This window comes from Saccharopolyspora gloriosae, assembly GCF_014203325.1.
GTDB lineage: Bacteria > Actinomycetota > Actinomycetes > Mycobacteriales > Pseudonocardiaceae > Saccharopolyspora_C > Saccharopolyspora_C gloriosae.
The window spans coordinates 5,082,786-5,098,752 of the sequence record NZ_JACHIV010000001.1; the positions used below are offsets into that span (position 1 = coordinate 5,082,786).

A 15,967-nucleotide genomic window follows, 5' to 3' on the forward strand; every position below is an offset into this window, starting at 1 on the left:
CTCCGGCTGCGGCGGGCACTTCCCGATCAAAGTGAACGGACCGTTCGCCCAACAGGATGGGACGAACGGTCCGTTCACTCGGTGAGCTCCGCTCAGATCACGCGGGGGCGTCCGGCGAGCATGCCGACGATCGTCTGCGCCACCACGATGACCAGCGCCGCGATCAGCGAGACCGTCCAGGTCGCCGTCACGTCGTGCAGCATCCCGAACAGGAACGGGCCCGACGCGGCGATCAGGTAGCCGATGCTCTGCGCCATCGCGGAGAGCTGCCCGGTGTCGGCGGCGTTGCGGGTGCGCAGCGAGATCATCACCAGCGCCAGCGGGAACGCGCTCATGCCGATGCCGATCAGCACCGCCCACAGCACCGGCGCGGCCAGCGGCGCGAGCAGCAGCCCCAGCAAGCCGGCGAACATGAGCGCGCCCATCAGCAGCGCCCAGCCGGACTGGCCGCGGGTCCGCGTCACCAGCGGCGGCAGCACCATGTTGATCGGCACGCCGATCAGCAGCAGCACTCCCAGCAGCGCCCCGGCCGAGGTGGCGTCCATGCCCGCGCCCTTGAACACCTCCGGCAGCCAGCCCATCACCACGTAGGCGATGGTGGACTGCATCGCGAAGTAGAACGTGATCAGCCAGGCCAGCGGGTTGCGCATCAGCGACCGCCGCTCGCCCTTGACCTCGGTGACGGCCTTCGTGGTGGGCCTCTTGCGGGTGCCGGGGATCCAGACGCACAGCGCGGCGAGCGCGACGACCATCCACGTCGCCAGCGACCACCGCCAGTTGCCGGTCGCCGAGTTCAGCCACGGCGTGATCGCCGAACCGGTGGCACCGCCGGCGGCCATCGCCGTCGTGTAGAGACCGGTGGCCAGGCCGACGCGGCCGGGGAAGGACTCCTTGACCACCACCGGGATCAGCACGTTGCACATGGCGATCGCCGCGCACACCAGCACGGTGCCCGCCAGCAGCGTCCACGGGCCGCCGAGGACGCGGGTGATCATCGCGGCGGTCAGCAGCGCGAGCGAGCCGCCGACGACGCGGTTCATCCCCCACCGGCGAGCCAGCAGCGGCGCGCCGATGCCGGCGACGCCGAAGCACAGCGTCGGCACCGAGGTCACGATGCTGGCCCAGGTGCTGGTCGCGCCGAGCGAATCGCGCACTTCGCCGAGGATCGAGGCGAGGCTGGTGACGGCGGGGCGCATGTTCGCGGCGGCCAGCGCGACGCCCGCCAGCAGGAATCCGCCGCCTGCCAGCGCGCGGGAGCGGGACGGCGCCATCGTCTCCGCTGCGCCTTCGTTGACGAGAACTTCGGCTCTGGCCAGCGCGGAGGATTCGTCGGCCCGGGTGCCGGGCGCGGCCGAAGCCGCTGACCTGGCATCCTGGTCGGTCACACGGTCGGCGGGAACTCGATCGATCGGGGGCTGGGTGTGCGACTCAGGAGACATCGCCACCTAGTATGGCAAACATAGGATGTTTGGATGAAAGGACCCTTCAGTGCCTTTGGTCACCACCCAGCGCACGGGTCTGGTCGAACAGGTCATCGCGCAGATGCGCACGCTGGTGAGCTCCGGCGAATGGCCGCTCGGGGAGCGCATCCCCACCGAATCGGAGCTCGTCACCGCGCTCGGCGTCGGCCGCAACACGGTTCGGGAAGCCGTCCGGGCACTCGCGCACGCAGGACTGCTGGAGGTCCGCCAGGGCGACGGCACCTTCGTCCGCGCCACCAACGAGCTCTCCGGCGCGGTCCGGCGGCTCTGCGGCTCCGAGCTGCGCCGCATCCTGGAAGTGCGCCGCGCGCTGGAGGTCGAGTCCGCCCGGCTGGCCGCCGCGGCCCGCACCGATGAGGACGTCGCCGAGCTGGAAACGCTGCTCGCCGCCCGCGACGACGCGGTGGACCGCCTCGACCGCGAAGTGGTCGTGCACGAGGACACCCGGTTCCACCTGCGCCTGGTGGCCGCCTCGCACAACCCGCTGCTGATCGGGCTCTACGAAGGCATCAGCGAGGCCGTGCAGTCCAGCGTCGCCACGACCTTCGACCCCGCGTCGGTCACCCAGGTCTCGCACACCGAGCTGCTCAACGCCGTGCGCTCCGGCGACGCGGACCGCGCCGCGGCCGAAGCCGGCGGGTTCCTGGACGAATTGCTCGACGCGATCGACGTTCAGCCGGAGAAGCCGACCTCACCCGCCGAGTAGTCGGTCCCGAAGTCGAAGGTGCCCGAATCCGCCGCGGCGTCCCCGGCGATCGGGGCGAGCCAGGCCGCGGTGAGCACCCCGGAGGTCACGACCTCCCGGGATCGGCCCGCACCGGCTCGCTGCAACGCCACCGAGGGCGCGCCGAATCGGGTGATGACGATCTCCTCACCGGACTCCACGCGGTCCAGCAGCTCCGGCAGCCGCGCCTGCGCTTCTTCCACCGAGATCTCAGTCGCCATGCCGAGGATGTTACGCGGGTCACTCCCCCGCGTGCATCGCCGCAGGTCCGACCAGGGGAAGACCGCGCGGCGCCCCGCCATCGAGCAGCCGCAGCAGCGCGCCGGTGTCCAGGTGCCGTTCGACGAGGTCGCCGAGCAGGTCCAGCTGCCCCTCCCGCAGCGCCGCGAACGACACGTCCGGTGCCGCCGCGAAACCGTCCCGGCCCGCCTGGCGCGCTACGTGCGCGAGGAACCGGCGGCGGAACGCGTCGTTCTCGAACAGGCCGTGCCAGTGCGTGCCGGACGTGGCACCGCTGACCGCGCCCTCCGCGCCGAACTCGGTCGTGATCAGCGGGACCAGGTCGTCACCGGGCCGCACCGGCGTGCCGTGGTGGATCTCGTAGCCGGTGACCGCCTCGCCGAGCGCGGTGCCGCTCGGGGTGCGCAGCGTCTTCTTCGGCTCGAACTCGATCTCCAGGTCGAGCAGCCCGAGGCCGTCGACGGCACCGCCCCCGGACTCGACCTCGTCGGTGATCCGCCGGGACAGCATCTGGAAACCACCGCAGATCCCGAACACCGGCAGTCCCGCCCGCGCGTGCGCCAGCACCCCGTCGGCGAGCCCGGTCCGGTGCAGCCACGCCAAGTCCTCGACGGTCGCCTTGGAACCGGGCAGCACCACCAGGTCCGCGTCGGTCAGCCGGGACGGTTCGGTCACGAACCGCACGGCCACGCCCGGTTCCGCCGCCAGCGCCTCGATGTCGGTGGCGTTGGAGATGCGCGGCAGCTTCGGCACCGCGACCCGCAGCCACTGGTCGCCCAGCGGCGGCGCCGGATTGCCCACCACGCCGTCGGCGACGTACGACAACGAGTCCTCGGCGTCGAGCCACAGCTCCTCCGACCAGGGCAGCACGCCCTGCACGGGACGGCCGGTCAACGCCCGCACCTGCTCCAGGCCCGGTTCCAGCAGCGCCGGATCACCGCGGAACTTGTTGATCACGAACCCGGACACCAGCGCCTGATCGGCCGCGTCCAGCAGCGCCAACGTGCCGTAGAGCGCGGCGAACACGCCGCCCCGGTCGATGTCGCCGACCACCAGCACCGGCAGCCGCGCGGCCTGAGCGAGGCCCATGTTCGCGATGTCGGTCGCCCGCAGGTTGATCTCCGCGGGCGACCCGGCGCCCTCGCAGATCACCTGGTCGTAGTCGCCCCGCAATCCGTCCAAAGTGGACGACACGGTCTCCAGCAGAGCCGCTTTGCGCTCCCGGTAGGACAACGCGGTGACCTCACCGGCCACCTCGCCCAGCACCACGACCTGCGAACTGCGGTCCCCGCCGGGCTTGAGCAGCACCGGGTTGAACCGCACCGACGGCTCCAGCCCGCACGCCGCCGCCTGCACCGCCTGCGCCCGGCCGATCTCGCCGCCGTCCGGGCACACCACGGAGTTGTTCGACATGTTCTGCGCCTTGAACGGCGCCACCCGCACGCCCGAGCGCGCCAGCCAGCGGCAGATCCCGGCGACCAGGACGCTCTTGCCCGCGTCCGAGGTCGTCCCGGCGACCAGCAGCCCGCTCACGGCTGGGTGAGGATCTCGTTGCCGTCCTCGGTGATCAGGATGGTGTGCTCGAACTGCGCGGTCCACGACTTGTCCCGCGTGGTCACCGTCCAGCCGTCGCTCCACATGTCGTACTCGTGGGTGCCCAAGGTGATCATCGGCTCGATGGTGAACGTCATGCCCGGCTCCAGCACGGTCTGCACCGACGGCTCGTCGTAGTGCAGCACCACCAGCCCGGAGTGGAACGAGCGGCCGATGCCGTGCCCGGTGAAGTCCCGCACCACGCCGTAGCCGAAGCGCTTCGCGTAGGACTCGATGACCCGCCCGACCACGTTGAGCTGACGGCCCGGCTTCGCCGCCTTGATGCCGCGCATCGTCGCCTCGTGGGTGCGCTCCACCAGCAGCCGCACCTCCTCCGACGCCTCACCTGCGATGAAGGTGGCGTTGGTGTCGCCGTGCACGCCACCGATGAAGCCGGTGACGTCGACGTTGACGATGTCGCCGTCCTCGATCACCGTCGAGTCCGGGATGCCGTGGCAGATGACCTCGTTCAGCGAGGTGCAGCAGGACTTCGGGAAGTTCCGGTAGCCCAGCGTCGACGGGTACACGCCGTTGTCCACGAAGAACTGGTGCACGACCTCGTCGATGCGGTCGGTGGTGACACCGGGCTCGATGGTCTTGCCCGCGAGCTGCAGCGCCTGCGCCGCGAGCCTGCTCGCCACCCGCATCGCCTCGATGACCTCGGGCGGCTGCACGTCCGGGTCGGTGTTGCGGCGCGGAGCGGGCTTGTCGACGTATTCGGGCCGCTCGATCGTCACCGGCACCGGCCGGCGGGGCGTCTGGACTCCTGGCTGCAACGGTGCGCGTACGGGCATGCCCTTCACTCTAGAACGTGGGATCCGGGCTCGACCGCTCCCCGTCCCGCCGCGCCGCCCCCGGGGCGACGAGCCACCCGCACAGGCGACGAGCGGCGCGTTCCGGCTGGTCAGCTCGCTCAGGCGCCGGGCGAGGCGGTGGCGAGCCCTTCCTCTTCCGCCGCGGCCAGCAGCGCCTTGTCGTAGGAGACGTAGGCGTGCAACCCCTCGCGGATCTTGCACGCGGACGCGAGGTGGATCGCCTCCAGCGGGCTCACCTGCGACCGCAGGCCCGCCGCGGTGTCCAGCACGTCCTGCTTCACCGGCAACCGGTCCAGCTTCGACAGGATGATCGAGGCCAGGTCCTCGATGGCCGGGCCGAACTCGCGGAACGTGCGCAGCACGTCGACCTGCGAGACGGCGCTGGTGATGCGGGGCTGCTCCAGCCGGGCCTGCACCCATTCGCTGAGCGCCTTGCTCTCCGGCTCTGGGGCGATCAGCTTCACCAGCGCGGAGGAATCGAAGTAGATCAAAGCCGCTCCTGTTCACGTCGGTCGTCGCCCGGCGGCGTCCTGCCCGGTCCCGGTTCGTCCCAGGCCCGCGCGTCGAACTCACCGGTCTCCGGGTCGCCCGGTTCCGGCAGGTCGCCGCCGTCGCCGGGGATGAGTTCCCCGGCGGCGATCAATTCGTCGTAGAGCGAATGCGCGCGTGAAGGCGGGTTGAGGACCGCGACCGTCCGGCCGCGGTCCGTCACCAGGATCGACTCACCGGTCGCCACCCGCTTGAGGTAGCGGCTGGCGTTCTGCCGCAGTTCCCGGACCCCGATCCGCTCCATGAGCTACAACGTAGCACGTTGACTTCACGGCGTGTTCGACAAGAAGCTCTCCGCTACCTGCACGGCCGGCTTCGACTCGCCCGAGTCCTCCAGCAGCACCGCGAAGGCCAGGTCACCGCGGTAACCGACGAACCAGCCGTGCGAATGGGTGCCGTCCCCGAACTGCGCGGTGCCCGTCTTGCCCGCGACCTCACCCGCGCTCGCGGCCCCGGTGGCCGTCCCGGACAGCACGACCTCCCGCATCATCGGGCGCAGCTGCTCCAGCGTCTTCGGCGACAGCGGAGCCACCTGCGCGTCGGCCTTCGTCTCCGCGCCCTCGATCAGCTTCGGCGTGGGCATCGACCCGTTCGCCACCGTCGCCGAGGCCAGCGCCATCCCGAACGGGCTGGCCAGCACGGTGCCTTGCCCGAACCCGTTCGCCGCGCGACCCGTCGTGTTCTCCGCGGGCGGAGCCTGACCGGTGATCGTCGTGATGCCCGGCACCTCGAAGTCGACGCCGATGCCGAGCTGCCGGGCCATGTCGGTCAGCGCCTGCGCGGGCAGGTCCACCGCGAGCTGCGCGAACGTCGTGTTGCAGGACTTCGCGAAGGCGGTGCGCAACGGCACCACGCCCAGGTCGAAGTCCTTGTCGTTGGGGATCGTGCGACCGTCGAACACCTTGCTCTTCGGGCACTCCACCGGCGCGTCGATGCTGACCTTGCCCGATTCCAGCCCCGCAGCCGCGGTCGCGATCTTGAAGGTGGAGCCGGGCGGGAACTGGCCGCTCAGCGCGGGTGAACCCTGCGCGTCGGCCGGGTCGTTCTGGGCCACCGCGAGCACACCGCCCGTGGAAGGCTGCAACGCGACGATCATCGCCGCCTGCGGCACCGGCGCCACCGCCTGCTCCGCGGCCCGCTGCACGCGGTCGCTGAGCGTGGTGCGCACCTGCTCCACCGGCCGCGACGGCTCCTCCTGCAGGACCTCGACGGGCGCACCGCTCGCGTCGGCGGTCGCGACGCTCCACCCGGAGTTCGCCGCGATCTGCTCGTCGACCTGCTCGGACACCCCGTCCAGCACCTGCGCGGCGTACCCGCGCTCGGCGGTCACCAGCTTCGGCTGCGCCGGGAAGCGCACGCCCGGCAGGTCGTAGATCGCCGGACGCACCTGGTCGTAGTCGGCTTGGCGCAGCGAGACCACCACGTAGGGCTGGCCGGGCGGCGTGCGGCCGACACCGTCCAAGATCGTCTGCTGGGTGATCTCCGGGTCGACCGGCTTGAGGCCGTCCGCCAACCGCCCCGCGACGCCCGGCAGGTCTCCGGCCTGCTGCGGGTCGAGGCTGACCGTGACGATCTGCTCCGACCGCATCAGCTCGGCACCATCGCGGTCCAGCACCGGCTGGGGTTCCGGGCGCTGCTCGTTGAGCACCAGCCGCTGGTCCGGCCCCAGCTTCGGGTGCAGCACCGACGGCGCCCAGTGCACCTTCCAGCCGTCGTCGGACTCGGTGAGCTCGAACGCGCCCTGGTACCGCCAGGCGCGGCCATCGCCCAGATCCCAATCCGCGTCGAACGTGGCGCGGGCAGGGGCGCCGCCCTCGTCCTCGACGACGTTGGTCACGGTGAACCGCACCGCCTGCGGCGACAGGCCGTCGCGAGCTCCGTCGAGCGCCTGCCGGGCCTGCTGGGGAGCGTCGGTCCGGCCCGCGGCGCCCGCGCTGTCACCCGCGGCGAACGTGCTCAGGAACGAGGAGGCGACCTCCTGGGCGGAAGGACCGGACTCGAACACGCCGCAGCCCGAGACGGGGAGGGTCAGCGCCAGACCGGTTAACGCGGCGAGGGCCCGCGAACGCGAGCCCCGCTGGGGGAAGATCCGTGAGGAACGCACCCCGCGAAGTATGCCGAAGTCGACCAAGGCTTCCGAGCGCCCACCCGGTTGGTCCTGTGCCCGGGGCTTTCGGAGGTTCGTCCGACTCGGCGCCTCAGAACAGGACGGTGCTGAACGTGCCGGCCTGCTGGAAGCCGACCTTGCCGTAGGCGACCCTGGCCGCGATGTTGAAGCCGTTCACGTACAGGCTCGCGGCCCGCCCCAGACCGCGGACCAGGTGGTCGGCGACGGCGGCCGTGCCTGCCGTGCCCAACCCGGAGCTGCGCTTGTCCGGGTGCACCCAGACGCCCTGGATCTGCCCGACGGCCTGCGACATCGCGCCGATCTCCGCCTTGAACACGACCTCGCCGTGCTCGAAGCGGGCGAACGCCCGTCCCGCCGCGATCAGCTCCGCCACCCGAGCGCGGTATCCGGCGGCACCGCCGTCGCGGGACGGGTCGACGCCGACCTCCTCGGTGAACATGGCGACCGCCGCGGGCAGGTAGCGGTCCAGCTCCTCCGGGCGGACCTGGCGGACCAGCGGGTCAGGGCGCACGGCGGGATCACCGGACAGGACCATCAGCGGCTGCTGCTCGCGCACTTCGCGCGCGGGACCCCACTGGGCGGCGAGCTCGTCCCACAGCGCCAGCACCTGCTCGGCCGGGCCGACCAGCGAGGAGCACACCCTGCGACGGCGCAACACCCGATCGGCGAACGCCCGCATCGCGTCCGGTCCCCCGGACAGCGGAATGAGGTTGACGCCGGAGAAGCAGAGCCCGTCGAGCCTGCTGCCGTAACCCCAGACCTCGCCGCCGAGCCTGCTCGGCCGAAGCCCGGCGGGTTCCACCCTGGACGCCACCATGCAGGCCGCGACCGGGTCCCTGGCCAGCGCCGCGCGGACCTGGACCGCGTCCCGATCCTCCAGCAGGCGGGCACCGACGAGCTTCAGCACGGGTAAAGACTGCCAGACCGAACGGCCCACGGGCTCCCCTGCCCGACGTACCCGGCGCACACCCACCGGGTATCACCCGAACGGCGTAGCGACGGAGGTGGCGCCACGATCAGCCACGACCGCCGCGAACGCGGACCGCCCGCCGGAACCGGGCTCCGGCGGGCGGGATCGATGATCAGCCGACGGTGACGACGGGGCTGCCGTCGCCCTGCTCCTCGGCGCCCTCCATGGACTCCGCGATGCGCATGGCCTCTTCGATCAGGGTTTCCACGATCTTGGCCTCGGGCACGGTCTTGATGACCTCGCCCTTGACGAAGATCTGCCCCTTGCCGTTGCCGGAGGCGACACCGAGGTCGGCCTCGCGGGCCTCGCCCGGGCCGTTCACGACGCAGCCCATGACTGCGACGCGCAGCGGCACCTCCATGCCCTCCAGACCGGCGGTGACCTCCTCGGCCAGCGTGTAGACGTCGACCTGGGCACGACCGCAGGACGGGCAGGAGACGATCTCCAGCTTGCGGGGGCGCAGGTTCAGCGACTGCAGGATCTGGGTGCCGACCTTGATCTCCTCGACCGGCGGCGCCGACAGCGAGACGCGGATCGTGTCCCCGATGCCCTGGCGCAGCAGCGAGCCGAACGCCACCGCGGACTTGATCGTGCCCTGGAACGCGGGACCGGCCTCGGTCACGCCCAGGTGCAGCGGGTAGTCGCACTGCTCGGCGAGGATCTCGTAGGCCCGCACCATCACGACCGGGTCGTTGTGCTTGACCGAGATCTTGATGTCGTGGAAGTCGTGCTCGGCGAACAGGCCCGCCTCCCACAGCGCCGACTCGGCCAGCGCCTCCGGCACCGCCTTGCCGTACTTCTTCATCAGCCTCGGGTCCAGCGAACCGGCGTTGACGCCGATCCGGATCGGCGTGCCGTGGTCCTTCGCGGCGTGCGCGATCTCCTTGACCTGGTCGTCGAACTTGCGGATGTTGCCGGGGTTGACCCGCACCGCCGCGCAGCCCGCCTCGATGGCGGCGAAGACGTACTTCGGCTGGAAGTGGATGTCGGCGATCACCGGGATCTTCGACTTCTGCGCGATCGCGGGCAGCGCGTCGGCGTCATCGGCGCTGGGACAGGCCACGCGCACGATGTCGCAGCCGGAGGCGGTGAGCTCCGCGATCTGCTGCAGCGTGCCGTTGATGTCGGCGGTGTTGGTGGTGGTCATGCTCTGCACGGAGATCGGGTGGTCGCTGCCCACTCCGACCGGACCGACCTGCAACTGCCGGGTCTTGCGCCGTTCGCCCAGTGTCGGGGCGGGTGCTGCGGGCATCCCCAGATCGACGGTCATCGATTCCTCTCCACCTTTGCGCTGCGCGGATGCGCTGATGAGTGACGGCGGGGCGAGGTGATTCCTACCGCACCCCCGCGGACGGGACGGCTCAGCGACGAGCGTGCCGACACCGCTCCGGGAAACCCCTCGGAGGGATCTCCGAGCGTCCGGCGCGTGCCGTTCCGGGCCCCACGATACCGATAGCCACTCACCCGGTCAGGCAAGGTTCTCCCTCCAGTGATCACTGACCGTGATCATCGGTGGGCACCAGCGCGCCCCGCTCCTGTGTTCACCGACATTTCACGCTGAGGCCGGACCTCGCAACGACGAGCGGTGTTCGAACCCACCGGAACCGGCCACCGCCCGGCGCGACTAGAGCAGCGTCACCGGGTTGACGACGTCGGCGACCAGCACCAGCAGCGAATACGCGATGAAGATCAACGTGACGCCGTACGCCAGCGGCATCAGGCGAGCCGTGTCGAACGGACCCGGATCCGGCCTGCGCACCAGCTTCGCGATGCCCCGGCGCAAGGACTCCCACAGCGCACCGGCGATGTGCCCGCCGTCCAGCGGCAGGATCGGCAGCATGTTCATCACGAACAGCGAGAGGTTCACCGCCGCCAGCAGGTTCAGCATCGTGATCAGCCGCGCGCCCACGGACACCTCGTCCATGGACAGCACCTCACCGCCGATGCGGCTGGCGCCCACGATGCCCACCGGCGAATCGTCGGACCGCTCCTGACCACCGATGGCCGAGATCAGGTCCGGCACCCGCTGCGGTAGCTCGACGATCTTCTGCGCCGTCAGGCTGACGAACCCGCCGATCGTGTGGGCCACCCCGGCGACGTCCTGGCGGACCAGCACCGAGCTGGGCGAGAGCCCGAGGAACCCGACGACCTCGGTCTTGTCCGGCTCCTGCAGCGACGGGCGCTTGTCCTGGATCAGGTCGGCGTTCAGGGTCAGGCGCTCGTCGCCGCGCTCCACCACGACCGGCACCGCCCCGGACGACCCGCGGATGGCCAGCTGCAGGTCCGTCCACGAGGAGTACGGCTTGCCGTTGAACTCGACGATCTTGTCGCCGGGCTGGAAACCAGCGGCGGCGGCGGGGGACTTCGGAGCACCGGCCGGGCAGTTCGCGGTGTCCTTCGCGTCCGCGGACACGACGCACTCGCTGACCGACGCCACCGTCGTGGTCGGCTGCGGAGTGCCGTAGCCCATCAGGATCCCGGCGAAGATGAGCACCGCGAGGATCAGGTTCATGAACGGCCCCGCAGCCATCACGATGATCCGCTTCCACGGTTTGCGCTGGTAGAACTGCCGATGCGCGTCCTCCGGCGTGACCTCTTCGGCCGCCGCCTCCCGCGCGTCCTCGATCATCACGCGCCACGGCGCCGAGGAGGCGGTGCGCCCGTACTCCTCGTCCCGCTTCGGCGGGAACATGCCGATCATCCGGATGAAGCCGCCGAACGGAATCAGCTTCACGCCGTACTCGGTCTCGCTGGTCTTGCGCGACCACACGGTGCGGCCGAAACCGACCATGTACTGGGTGACCTTGACCCCGAACATCTTCGCGGTGAGCAGGTGACCGAGTTCATGCCAGGCGATGGACAGCAGCAGGCCCACGAAGAACAGGACGATGCCGACGATGACCAGCATCACTGCCCCTTCCCGGCCGCCACGAGCTCGCGGGATTTCACTCGCGCCCACTCCTCTGCTGCGAAGACCTCATCGACGCTCTGCGGCTCACCGCGCCACTGGTCGGCCGCGGCGAGCGTTCGCTCCACAGTCTGCACGATGTCGGTGAAGCCGCTGTTGCCTTCGACGAAGGCGGCCAGCGCTTCCTCGTTCGCCGCGTTGAAGATCGCGGGCAGGCAGCCGCCGGTGGAACCGGCGTGACGGGCCAGCGACACCGCAGGGAACGCCTCGTCGTCGAGCGGTTCGAACGTCCACGAGGACGCCTCGGAGAACGACAGCGGCGGCGCGGCCTTCGCGATCCGGTGCGGCCAGTCCAGCCCCAGCGCGATCGGCAACCGCATGTTCGGCGGGCTGGCCTGCGCCAACGTGGAGCCGTCCACGAACGTGACCATCGAGTGCACGATCGACTGCGGGTGCACCACGACGTCGATGCGGTCGTAGTCCACGTCGAACAGCAACCGCGCCTCGATCAGCTCCAGGCCCTTGTTCACCAGCGTGGCCGAGTTGATCGTGACGACCGTGCCCATCGCCCACGTCGGGTGTTTGAGCGCCTCCTGCAGCGTCACGCCCTCCAGCTCGTGGCGCTTGCGACCGCGGAACGGGCCACCGGAGGCGGTCAGCACCAACCGGTCCACCTCGTCGGCCTTGCCGCCCGCCAGGCACTGCGCCAGCGCGGAATGCTCGGAGTCCACCGGCACGATCTGGCCAGGCTTCGCCGCCCGCAGCACCAGCGAACCGCCCGCGACCAGCGATTCCTTGTTCGCCAGCGCCAGCGTCGCGCCCGACTCCAGCGCGGCCAGCGTCGGCTTGAGCCCGCGCGATCCGTCGACGGCGTTGAGCACCACGTCGGCGGGCGTGCGCTGCACCAGCTCCGTCGTCGCCTCCGGTCCCGCCAGCAGCTTCGGCAGCCGGAAGTCCCCGGTGGAGTAGCCGAGCCGCTGCGCCTCCGCGTACAGCGCGAGCTGCACGTCCTCGGCCGCGGTGCCCTTGGCCACGGCCACCGCTTCGACTCCGAACTCCAAGGCCTGCGCGGCCAGCGCGGCCGGGTCGCTGCCGCCGGCGGCGAGGCCCGCGACGCGGAACCGGCCGGGGTTGTTCCGGATGACGTCCAGCGCCTGGGTCCCGATCGAACCGGTCGAACCGAGGATCAGCACGCTGCGCGGCGTCCCGCGTGCGGAGTCGTGCTCGGCGGCGGCACCTGCCGGGCCACCGGTTCCGGAGACGGGGGATTCGGGGCGCGCGCTCGAAGCGGGGGTCGCGGTGTCCATCACCGCCATTGTCCCCGAAGCAGGCGATCACCGGTCGCTCGCGGTGCGCGAAGACGAGATTGCCGTCACGATCGGGGGGTAAGCCCCGAGCACCGGACGCCTGGACCACCGGCCCGCACCGATGGCTCAGCGTTTCATCGACCAGGCAGGAAGGGGTAGCGCCATGGGCATCATCGGATGGATCGTTCTCGGTCTCATCGTGGGCGCCATCGCCAAGTTGATCATGCCGGGCAAGGATCCGGGCGGGATTCTCGTCACCTTGCTGCTGGGTGTGGTCGGGGCTTTCGTCGGCGGCCTGATCGGGAACTGGGTCTTCCACGTCGGATTGGGCAGTTTCTGGTCGTGGCGCACGTGGTTGCTGGCCATCGTCGGCGCGATCATCGTGCTGGGCATCTACCGGCTGATCGTCGGCAGGACCAGCAAGGCCGCCAAAGGGGGCTGACACGCCCCAGGTCCACTCCCAGGAAGCCGCGGAACGGGTCATCCCGTTCCGCGGCTTCGTTTCCGCGGCAGGCGTGCCCAGGTGGTCACCAGGCACCCGGTCGGCGGTCCCGCGTATGCGAAGATGGGCTACGCGTGGCTCGTGCCGCGCCTAGGAGCAGGTTCAACCGCCCCGGTGGCTGGTTGTGGCGCAGGAGGGTACGTGGCGAGCACGGAGCTGGAGACCAAGCCCGGTCAGGCCATCGACCCGGCAGACGAGCCGTCGGTCGACTGGGGCTGGCACGGCGGGTTCCCCAAGGGCACCCAGATCGCTGGCTGGTTCACCGTGTTCGCGCTGCTGATCATGCTGGTGGGCAACCACCACGGCATCCTCAGCGGCGGCGACACCTTCAAGACCGAGGACATCTGGCTCATCGGCCTCGCCGCGGCCGTCGCGATCGGACTGCTGGCGGACCTCCGCCGACGTCGACGCTGACGGACGCCCCCGTCGTCACCCGGGAACTTGCCACGGTTAGGACGAACGGGTGGCGCCCATCCTCCTCCCGGCCGAGCCGACCACGACCCGACCTGCAGCGATGATCATTCATTGTTCGGAGGTCGCTCGATCGGGTTTGCCCCAGGAGGTCTACGTTTCGCTTCGTGGGCCATTCCCCGGAGCCGCAACTGCACCGGCGGGTCTTGGCGCGCCTGGGGGCGGCGACGGATGAACTCGCCGGGCTGCTCGGCGCTCGGGGCCGCGACCGGATACCGCACGAGTTCCTGGCCGCTCCCGCGCGGATCGACGCGCGAGCGCTGTGCCGGGAGCTGGACGGGATCAGCGCCGTCCGCGCGCTGCGGTTGCCCAGTTCCTTCCTCGACGAGCTGAGCGGAGCGCCCGCCCCCGAGCGGTTGCCCGCGCTGCTCCGGGAGATCGACCGGCTCGACCGGCTGCGGGAGCTGCGGCTCCCACCGGACGCCTTCGACGACGTACCGCTGGAGACCGTCGACTGCTGGCGGCACCGCGCGCTCGCCGAGTGGCCCGTCTCGCCAGGCGAACGGTTGTCGCTGCTGGCCGCGCTGTGCTGGTGCAGGCAGGCGGAACTCACCCACGAAGTCCTCGGCGTCCTGTTCGCGCTGGTGGACGAGTTGCACGCGCGCGTCGCCGAACGCCTGCGCCAGACCGGCCGACCGGCGCGCATCGCGGGCCCGTCCGGCGGACTCGCGCAGTGGGAGTGGTGGCCGGTGCCCGACGAGGGCCTGGGAGCGCTGCTGCGCGGCGCGGACGAGCAGCACAGCCGCGCCCGAGCGGGCCGGGCCGCGCTGCACGTCGCCTACACCTCGGACTACCGGCAGCTGCTGTCGGCGATGCTGCAGGTGCTGGAGTTCCGCAGCGCCGCACCCGAGTCCTGGCCGTTGCTGGCCGCGCTGGGCGAACTGCTCGGCGAGACGACGCGCGCGTGGGGCACCGAGCGCTTCTACCCGCCGGAGGCGGACGTCCCGGTGCGCGGCGTGGTGCCCTCCGCCTGGCTGAGCGTGGTCGTCGACCGGCACGGGCGGGTGGACCGCTCGGCCTACGAGCTCTGCGTGCTGATCCGGCTGCGGGAGGCCGTCCGGGACGGCGAGGTCACCGTGCCGGGTTCCGCGGATCCCCGCGTCGGCGTCGGCGACGTCGGCGAGTGCATCACCTGGCCGCCGGACGCCCCGGAACGGATCATCGCGTCCGGAGCCCCACCCGGCTGAATCCGCCGAGCTCCGGCGTCCCATCACGTGGTGTCTCCTTGCGCTCACTCGGCGTGCACCAATAGGAAGGCGTCGCGCAGTGGTCTTCGCGCCGCCGGCGGCGGACGCGCCGAGCGGTGACCACGCGGCCCGATCCGAACGGACTTCGAAGAGTGCGCACATGACCTCTGCGGTGCTGACCGCGTTCTGGCCGACTCGGCGGGGCTCGCTGTTCGACCAGGCGTGTCGACGGGCCGCGCACCCGGTGCGCGGCCGGCCCGCTCGGCGCGAGCACTCGGCGCTCGCGCCTCCCACGACGAGGAAGGCTGCACCATGTCGGTCACCGATGAACTGCTCCGCAACAACGACGCCTACGCCGCCGGATTCAGCGGTCCGCTGCCCCTGCCCCCGTCGAAGAAGATCGCGGTGGTGGCGTGCATGGACGCCCGTCTGGACGTCTACCGCGCGCTCGGCCTCCACGAGGGCGAGGCGCACGTGATCCGCAACGCCGGTGGGGTGATCACGGCGGACGAGATCCGCTCGCTCGCGATCAGCCAACGCCTGCTGGGCACCGAGGAGATCGTCCTGATCCACCACACCGACTGCGGCATGCTCACGTTCACCGACGAGGAGTTCACCGCATCCCTCCAGCGCGACACCGGGATCGCACCCGAGTGGGCTCCGGAGTCGTTCACCGACGTCGACGCCGACGTGCGGAGTTCCCTGGAGCGGGTCCGCACCAGCCCCTTCATCCCGAAGAAGGACTCGGTGCGCGGCTTCGCCTTCGACGTCGCCACCGGGAAGCTCCGCGAGATCGGCTGATCTCCCTCGGCGCCGCGGCCCGGCGAGGTCGCGGCGCACCGGGGGTCCGACCGGACAGTGCGGTGCGAGGGGAAGGGAGCACTGTCCGGTCGGCCGGGCCCGACACCGGTCGGGGGCATCGGCATCAGGCCGACGCGGTCCCGACGGTCGGTCAGGACCACGCTCACCAGCATGATCTCCGGCAGGTCCGTTTTTCCAGAGCCCCCACACGGTCGATGGACACCCCTTGCGCGGGACGCCGCGATGATCGTGCACCGATCGTCGCGGCACCCCGGCCGGAGCGTGCTCGTG

The 15,967-nt window shown here is 71.0% G+C and carries 16 protein-coding genes; 5 read left to right on the plus strand and 11 right to left on the minus strand.

The window, feature by feature from the left end:
* Window positions 1-92 precede the first annotated feature (92 nt).
* On the minus strand, window positions 93-1,385 hold the full coding sequence (locus BJ969_RS22065) for a CynX/NimT family MFS transporter (RefSeq protein WP_343071536.1): 1,293 nt from the start codon (window positions 1,383-1,385) through the stop codon (window positions 93-95).
* Window positions 1,386-1,488: 103 nt separating this feature from the next.
* Between BJ969_RS22065 and BJ969_RS22070 the strand changes: the two genes are divergently transcribed.
* A complete protein-coding gene (locus BJ969_RS22070) occupies window positions 1,489-2,187 on the plus strand; it encodes an FCD domain-containing protein (RefSeq protein ID WP_184481657.1) in 699 nt (232 codons plus the stop codon).
* Here the strand turns inward: BJ969_RS22070 and BJ969_RS22075 are convergent.
* The 10 genes from BJ969_RS22075 to dxr form a co-directional block, all read right to left on the minus strand.
* Window positions 2,154-2,426, minus strand: a complete 273-nt coding sequence (locus tag BJ969_RS22075; RefSeq protein ID WP_184481659.1) for a type II toxin-antitoxin system Phd/YefM family antitoxin — start codon at window positions 2,424-2,426, stop codon at window positions 2,154-2,156. The genes BJ969_RS22070 and BJ969_RS22075 overlap by 34 nt on opposite strands.
* Window positions 2,427-2,445: 19 nt before the next feature.
* Window positions 2,446-3,978 (minus strand): cobyric acid synthase, encoded by a 1,533-nt coding sequence (locus tag BJ969_RS22080; RefSeq protein WP_184481661.1) that lies wholly within the window; start codon window positions 3,976-3,978, stop codon window positions 2,446-2,448.
* Window positions 3,975-4,832 (minus strand): type I methionyl aminopeptidase, encoded by an 858-nt coding sequence (map, locus tag BJ969_RS22085; RefSeq protein ID WP_184481663.1) that lies wholly within the window; start codon window positions 4,830-4,832, stop codon window positions 3,975-3,977. The genes BJ969_RS22080 and map overlap by 4 nt, the downstream gene beginning before the upstream one ends.
* 119 nt (window positions 4,833-4,951) lie before the next feature.
* The gene (locus BJ969_RS22090) at window positions 4,952-5,344 is read right to left on the minus strand and encodes a type II toxin-antitoxin system VapC family toxin (protein WP_184481665.1); all 393 of its coding nucleotides are present in this window, start codon (window positions 5,342-5,344) and stop codon (window positions 4,952-4,954) included.
* A complete protein-coding gene (locus BJ969_RS22095) occupies window positions 5,341-5,646 on the minus strand; it encodes a type II toxin-antitoxin system Phd/YefM family antitoxin (protein ID WP_184481667.1) in 306 nt (101 codons plus the stop codon). The genes BJ969_RS22090 and BJ969_RS22095 overlap by 4 nt, the downstream gene beginning before the upstream one ends.
* 24 nt (window positions 5,647-5,670) lie before the next feature.
* Window positions 5,671-7,506 carry a penicillin-binding transpeptidase domain-containing protein gene (locus tag BJ969_RS22100; RefSeq protein ID WP_343071537.1) on the minus strand — a complete coding sequence of 612 codons (1,836 nt, stop codon included), beginning with the start codon at window positions 7,504-7,506 and terminating at the stop codon, window positions 5,671-5,673.
* A 94-nt stretch (window positions 7,507-7,600) separates the two neighbouring features.
* On the minus strand, window positions 7,601-8,437 hold the full coding sequence (locus BJ969_RS22105) for a GNAT family N-acetyltransferase (RefSeq protein WP_184481669.1): 837 nt from the start codon (window positions 8,435-8,437) through the stop codon (window positions 7,601-7,603).
* A 175-nt stretch (window positions 8,438-8,612) separates the two neighbouring features.
* Window positions 8,613-9,770 carry a flavodoxin-dependent (E)-4-hydroxy-3-methylbut-2-enyl-diphosphate synthase gene (gene ispG / locus BJ969_RS22110; RefSeq protein WP_184481671.1) on the minus strand — a complete coding sequence of 386 codons (1,158 nt, stop codon included), beginning with the start codon at window positions 9,768-9,770 and terminating at the stop codon, window positions 8,613-8,615.
* A 354-nt stretch (window positions 9,771-10,124) separates the two neighbouring features.
* A complete protein-coding gene (locus tag BJ969_RS22115) occupies window positions 10,125-11,408 on the minus strand; it encodes a M50 family metallopeptidase (protein ID WP_184481673.1) in 1,284 nt (427 codons plus the stop codon).
* Window positions 11,408-12,715 (minus strand): 1-deoxy-D-xylulose-5-phosphate reductoisomerase, encoded by a 1,308-nt coding sequence (gene dxr, locus BJ969_RS22120; protein ID WP_184481675.1) that lies wholly within the window; start codon window positions 12,713-12,715, stop codon window positions 11,408-11,410. The genes BJ969_RS22115 and dxr overlap by 1 nt, the downstream gene beginning before the upstream one ends.
* A 163-nt stretch (window positions 12,716-12,878) precedes the next feature.
* On the opposite strand from dxr, the gene BJ969_RS22125 reads away from it, so the two are divergent.
* From BJ969_RS22125 to BJ969_RS22140, 4 genes are all read left to right on the plus strand, one after another.
* Window positions 12,879-13,157 carry a GlsB/YeaQ/YmgE family stress response membrane protein gene (locus BJ969_RS22125; RefSeq protein ID WP_184481677.1) on the plus strand — a complete coding sequence of 93 codons (279 nt, stop codon included), beginning with the start codon at window positions 12,879-12,881 and terminating at the stop codon, window positions 13,155-13,157.
* A 201-nt stretch (window positions 13,158-13,358) separates the two neighbouring features.
* The gene (locus BJ969_RS22130) at window positions 13,359-13,631 is read left to right on the plus strand and encodes a DUF2631 domain-containing protein (protein WP_184481679.1); all 273 of its coding nucleotides are present in this window, start codon (window positions 13,359-13,361) and stop codon (window positions 13,629-13,631) included.
* Window positions 13,632-13,795: 164 nt separating this feature from the next.
* Window positions 13,796-14,875 carry a hypothetical protein gene (locus tag BJ969_RS22135; protein ID WP_184481681.1) on the plus strand — a complete coding sequence of 360 codons (1,080 nt, stop codon included), beginning with the start codon at window positions 13,796-13,798 and terminating at the stop codon, window positions 14,873-14,875.
* Window positions 14,876-15,187: 312 nt separating this feature from the next.
* On the plus strand, window positions 15,188-15,676 hold the full coding sequence (locus tag BJ969_RS22140) for a beta-class carbonic anhydrase (RefSeq protein ID WP_184481683.1): 489 nt from the start codon (window positions 15,188-15,190) through the stop codon (window positions 15,674-15,676).
* The last annotated feature ends 291 nt before the right edge of the window (window positions 15,677-15,967 follow it).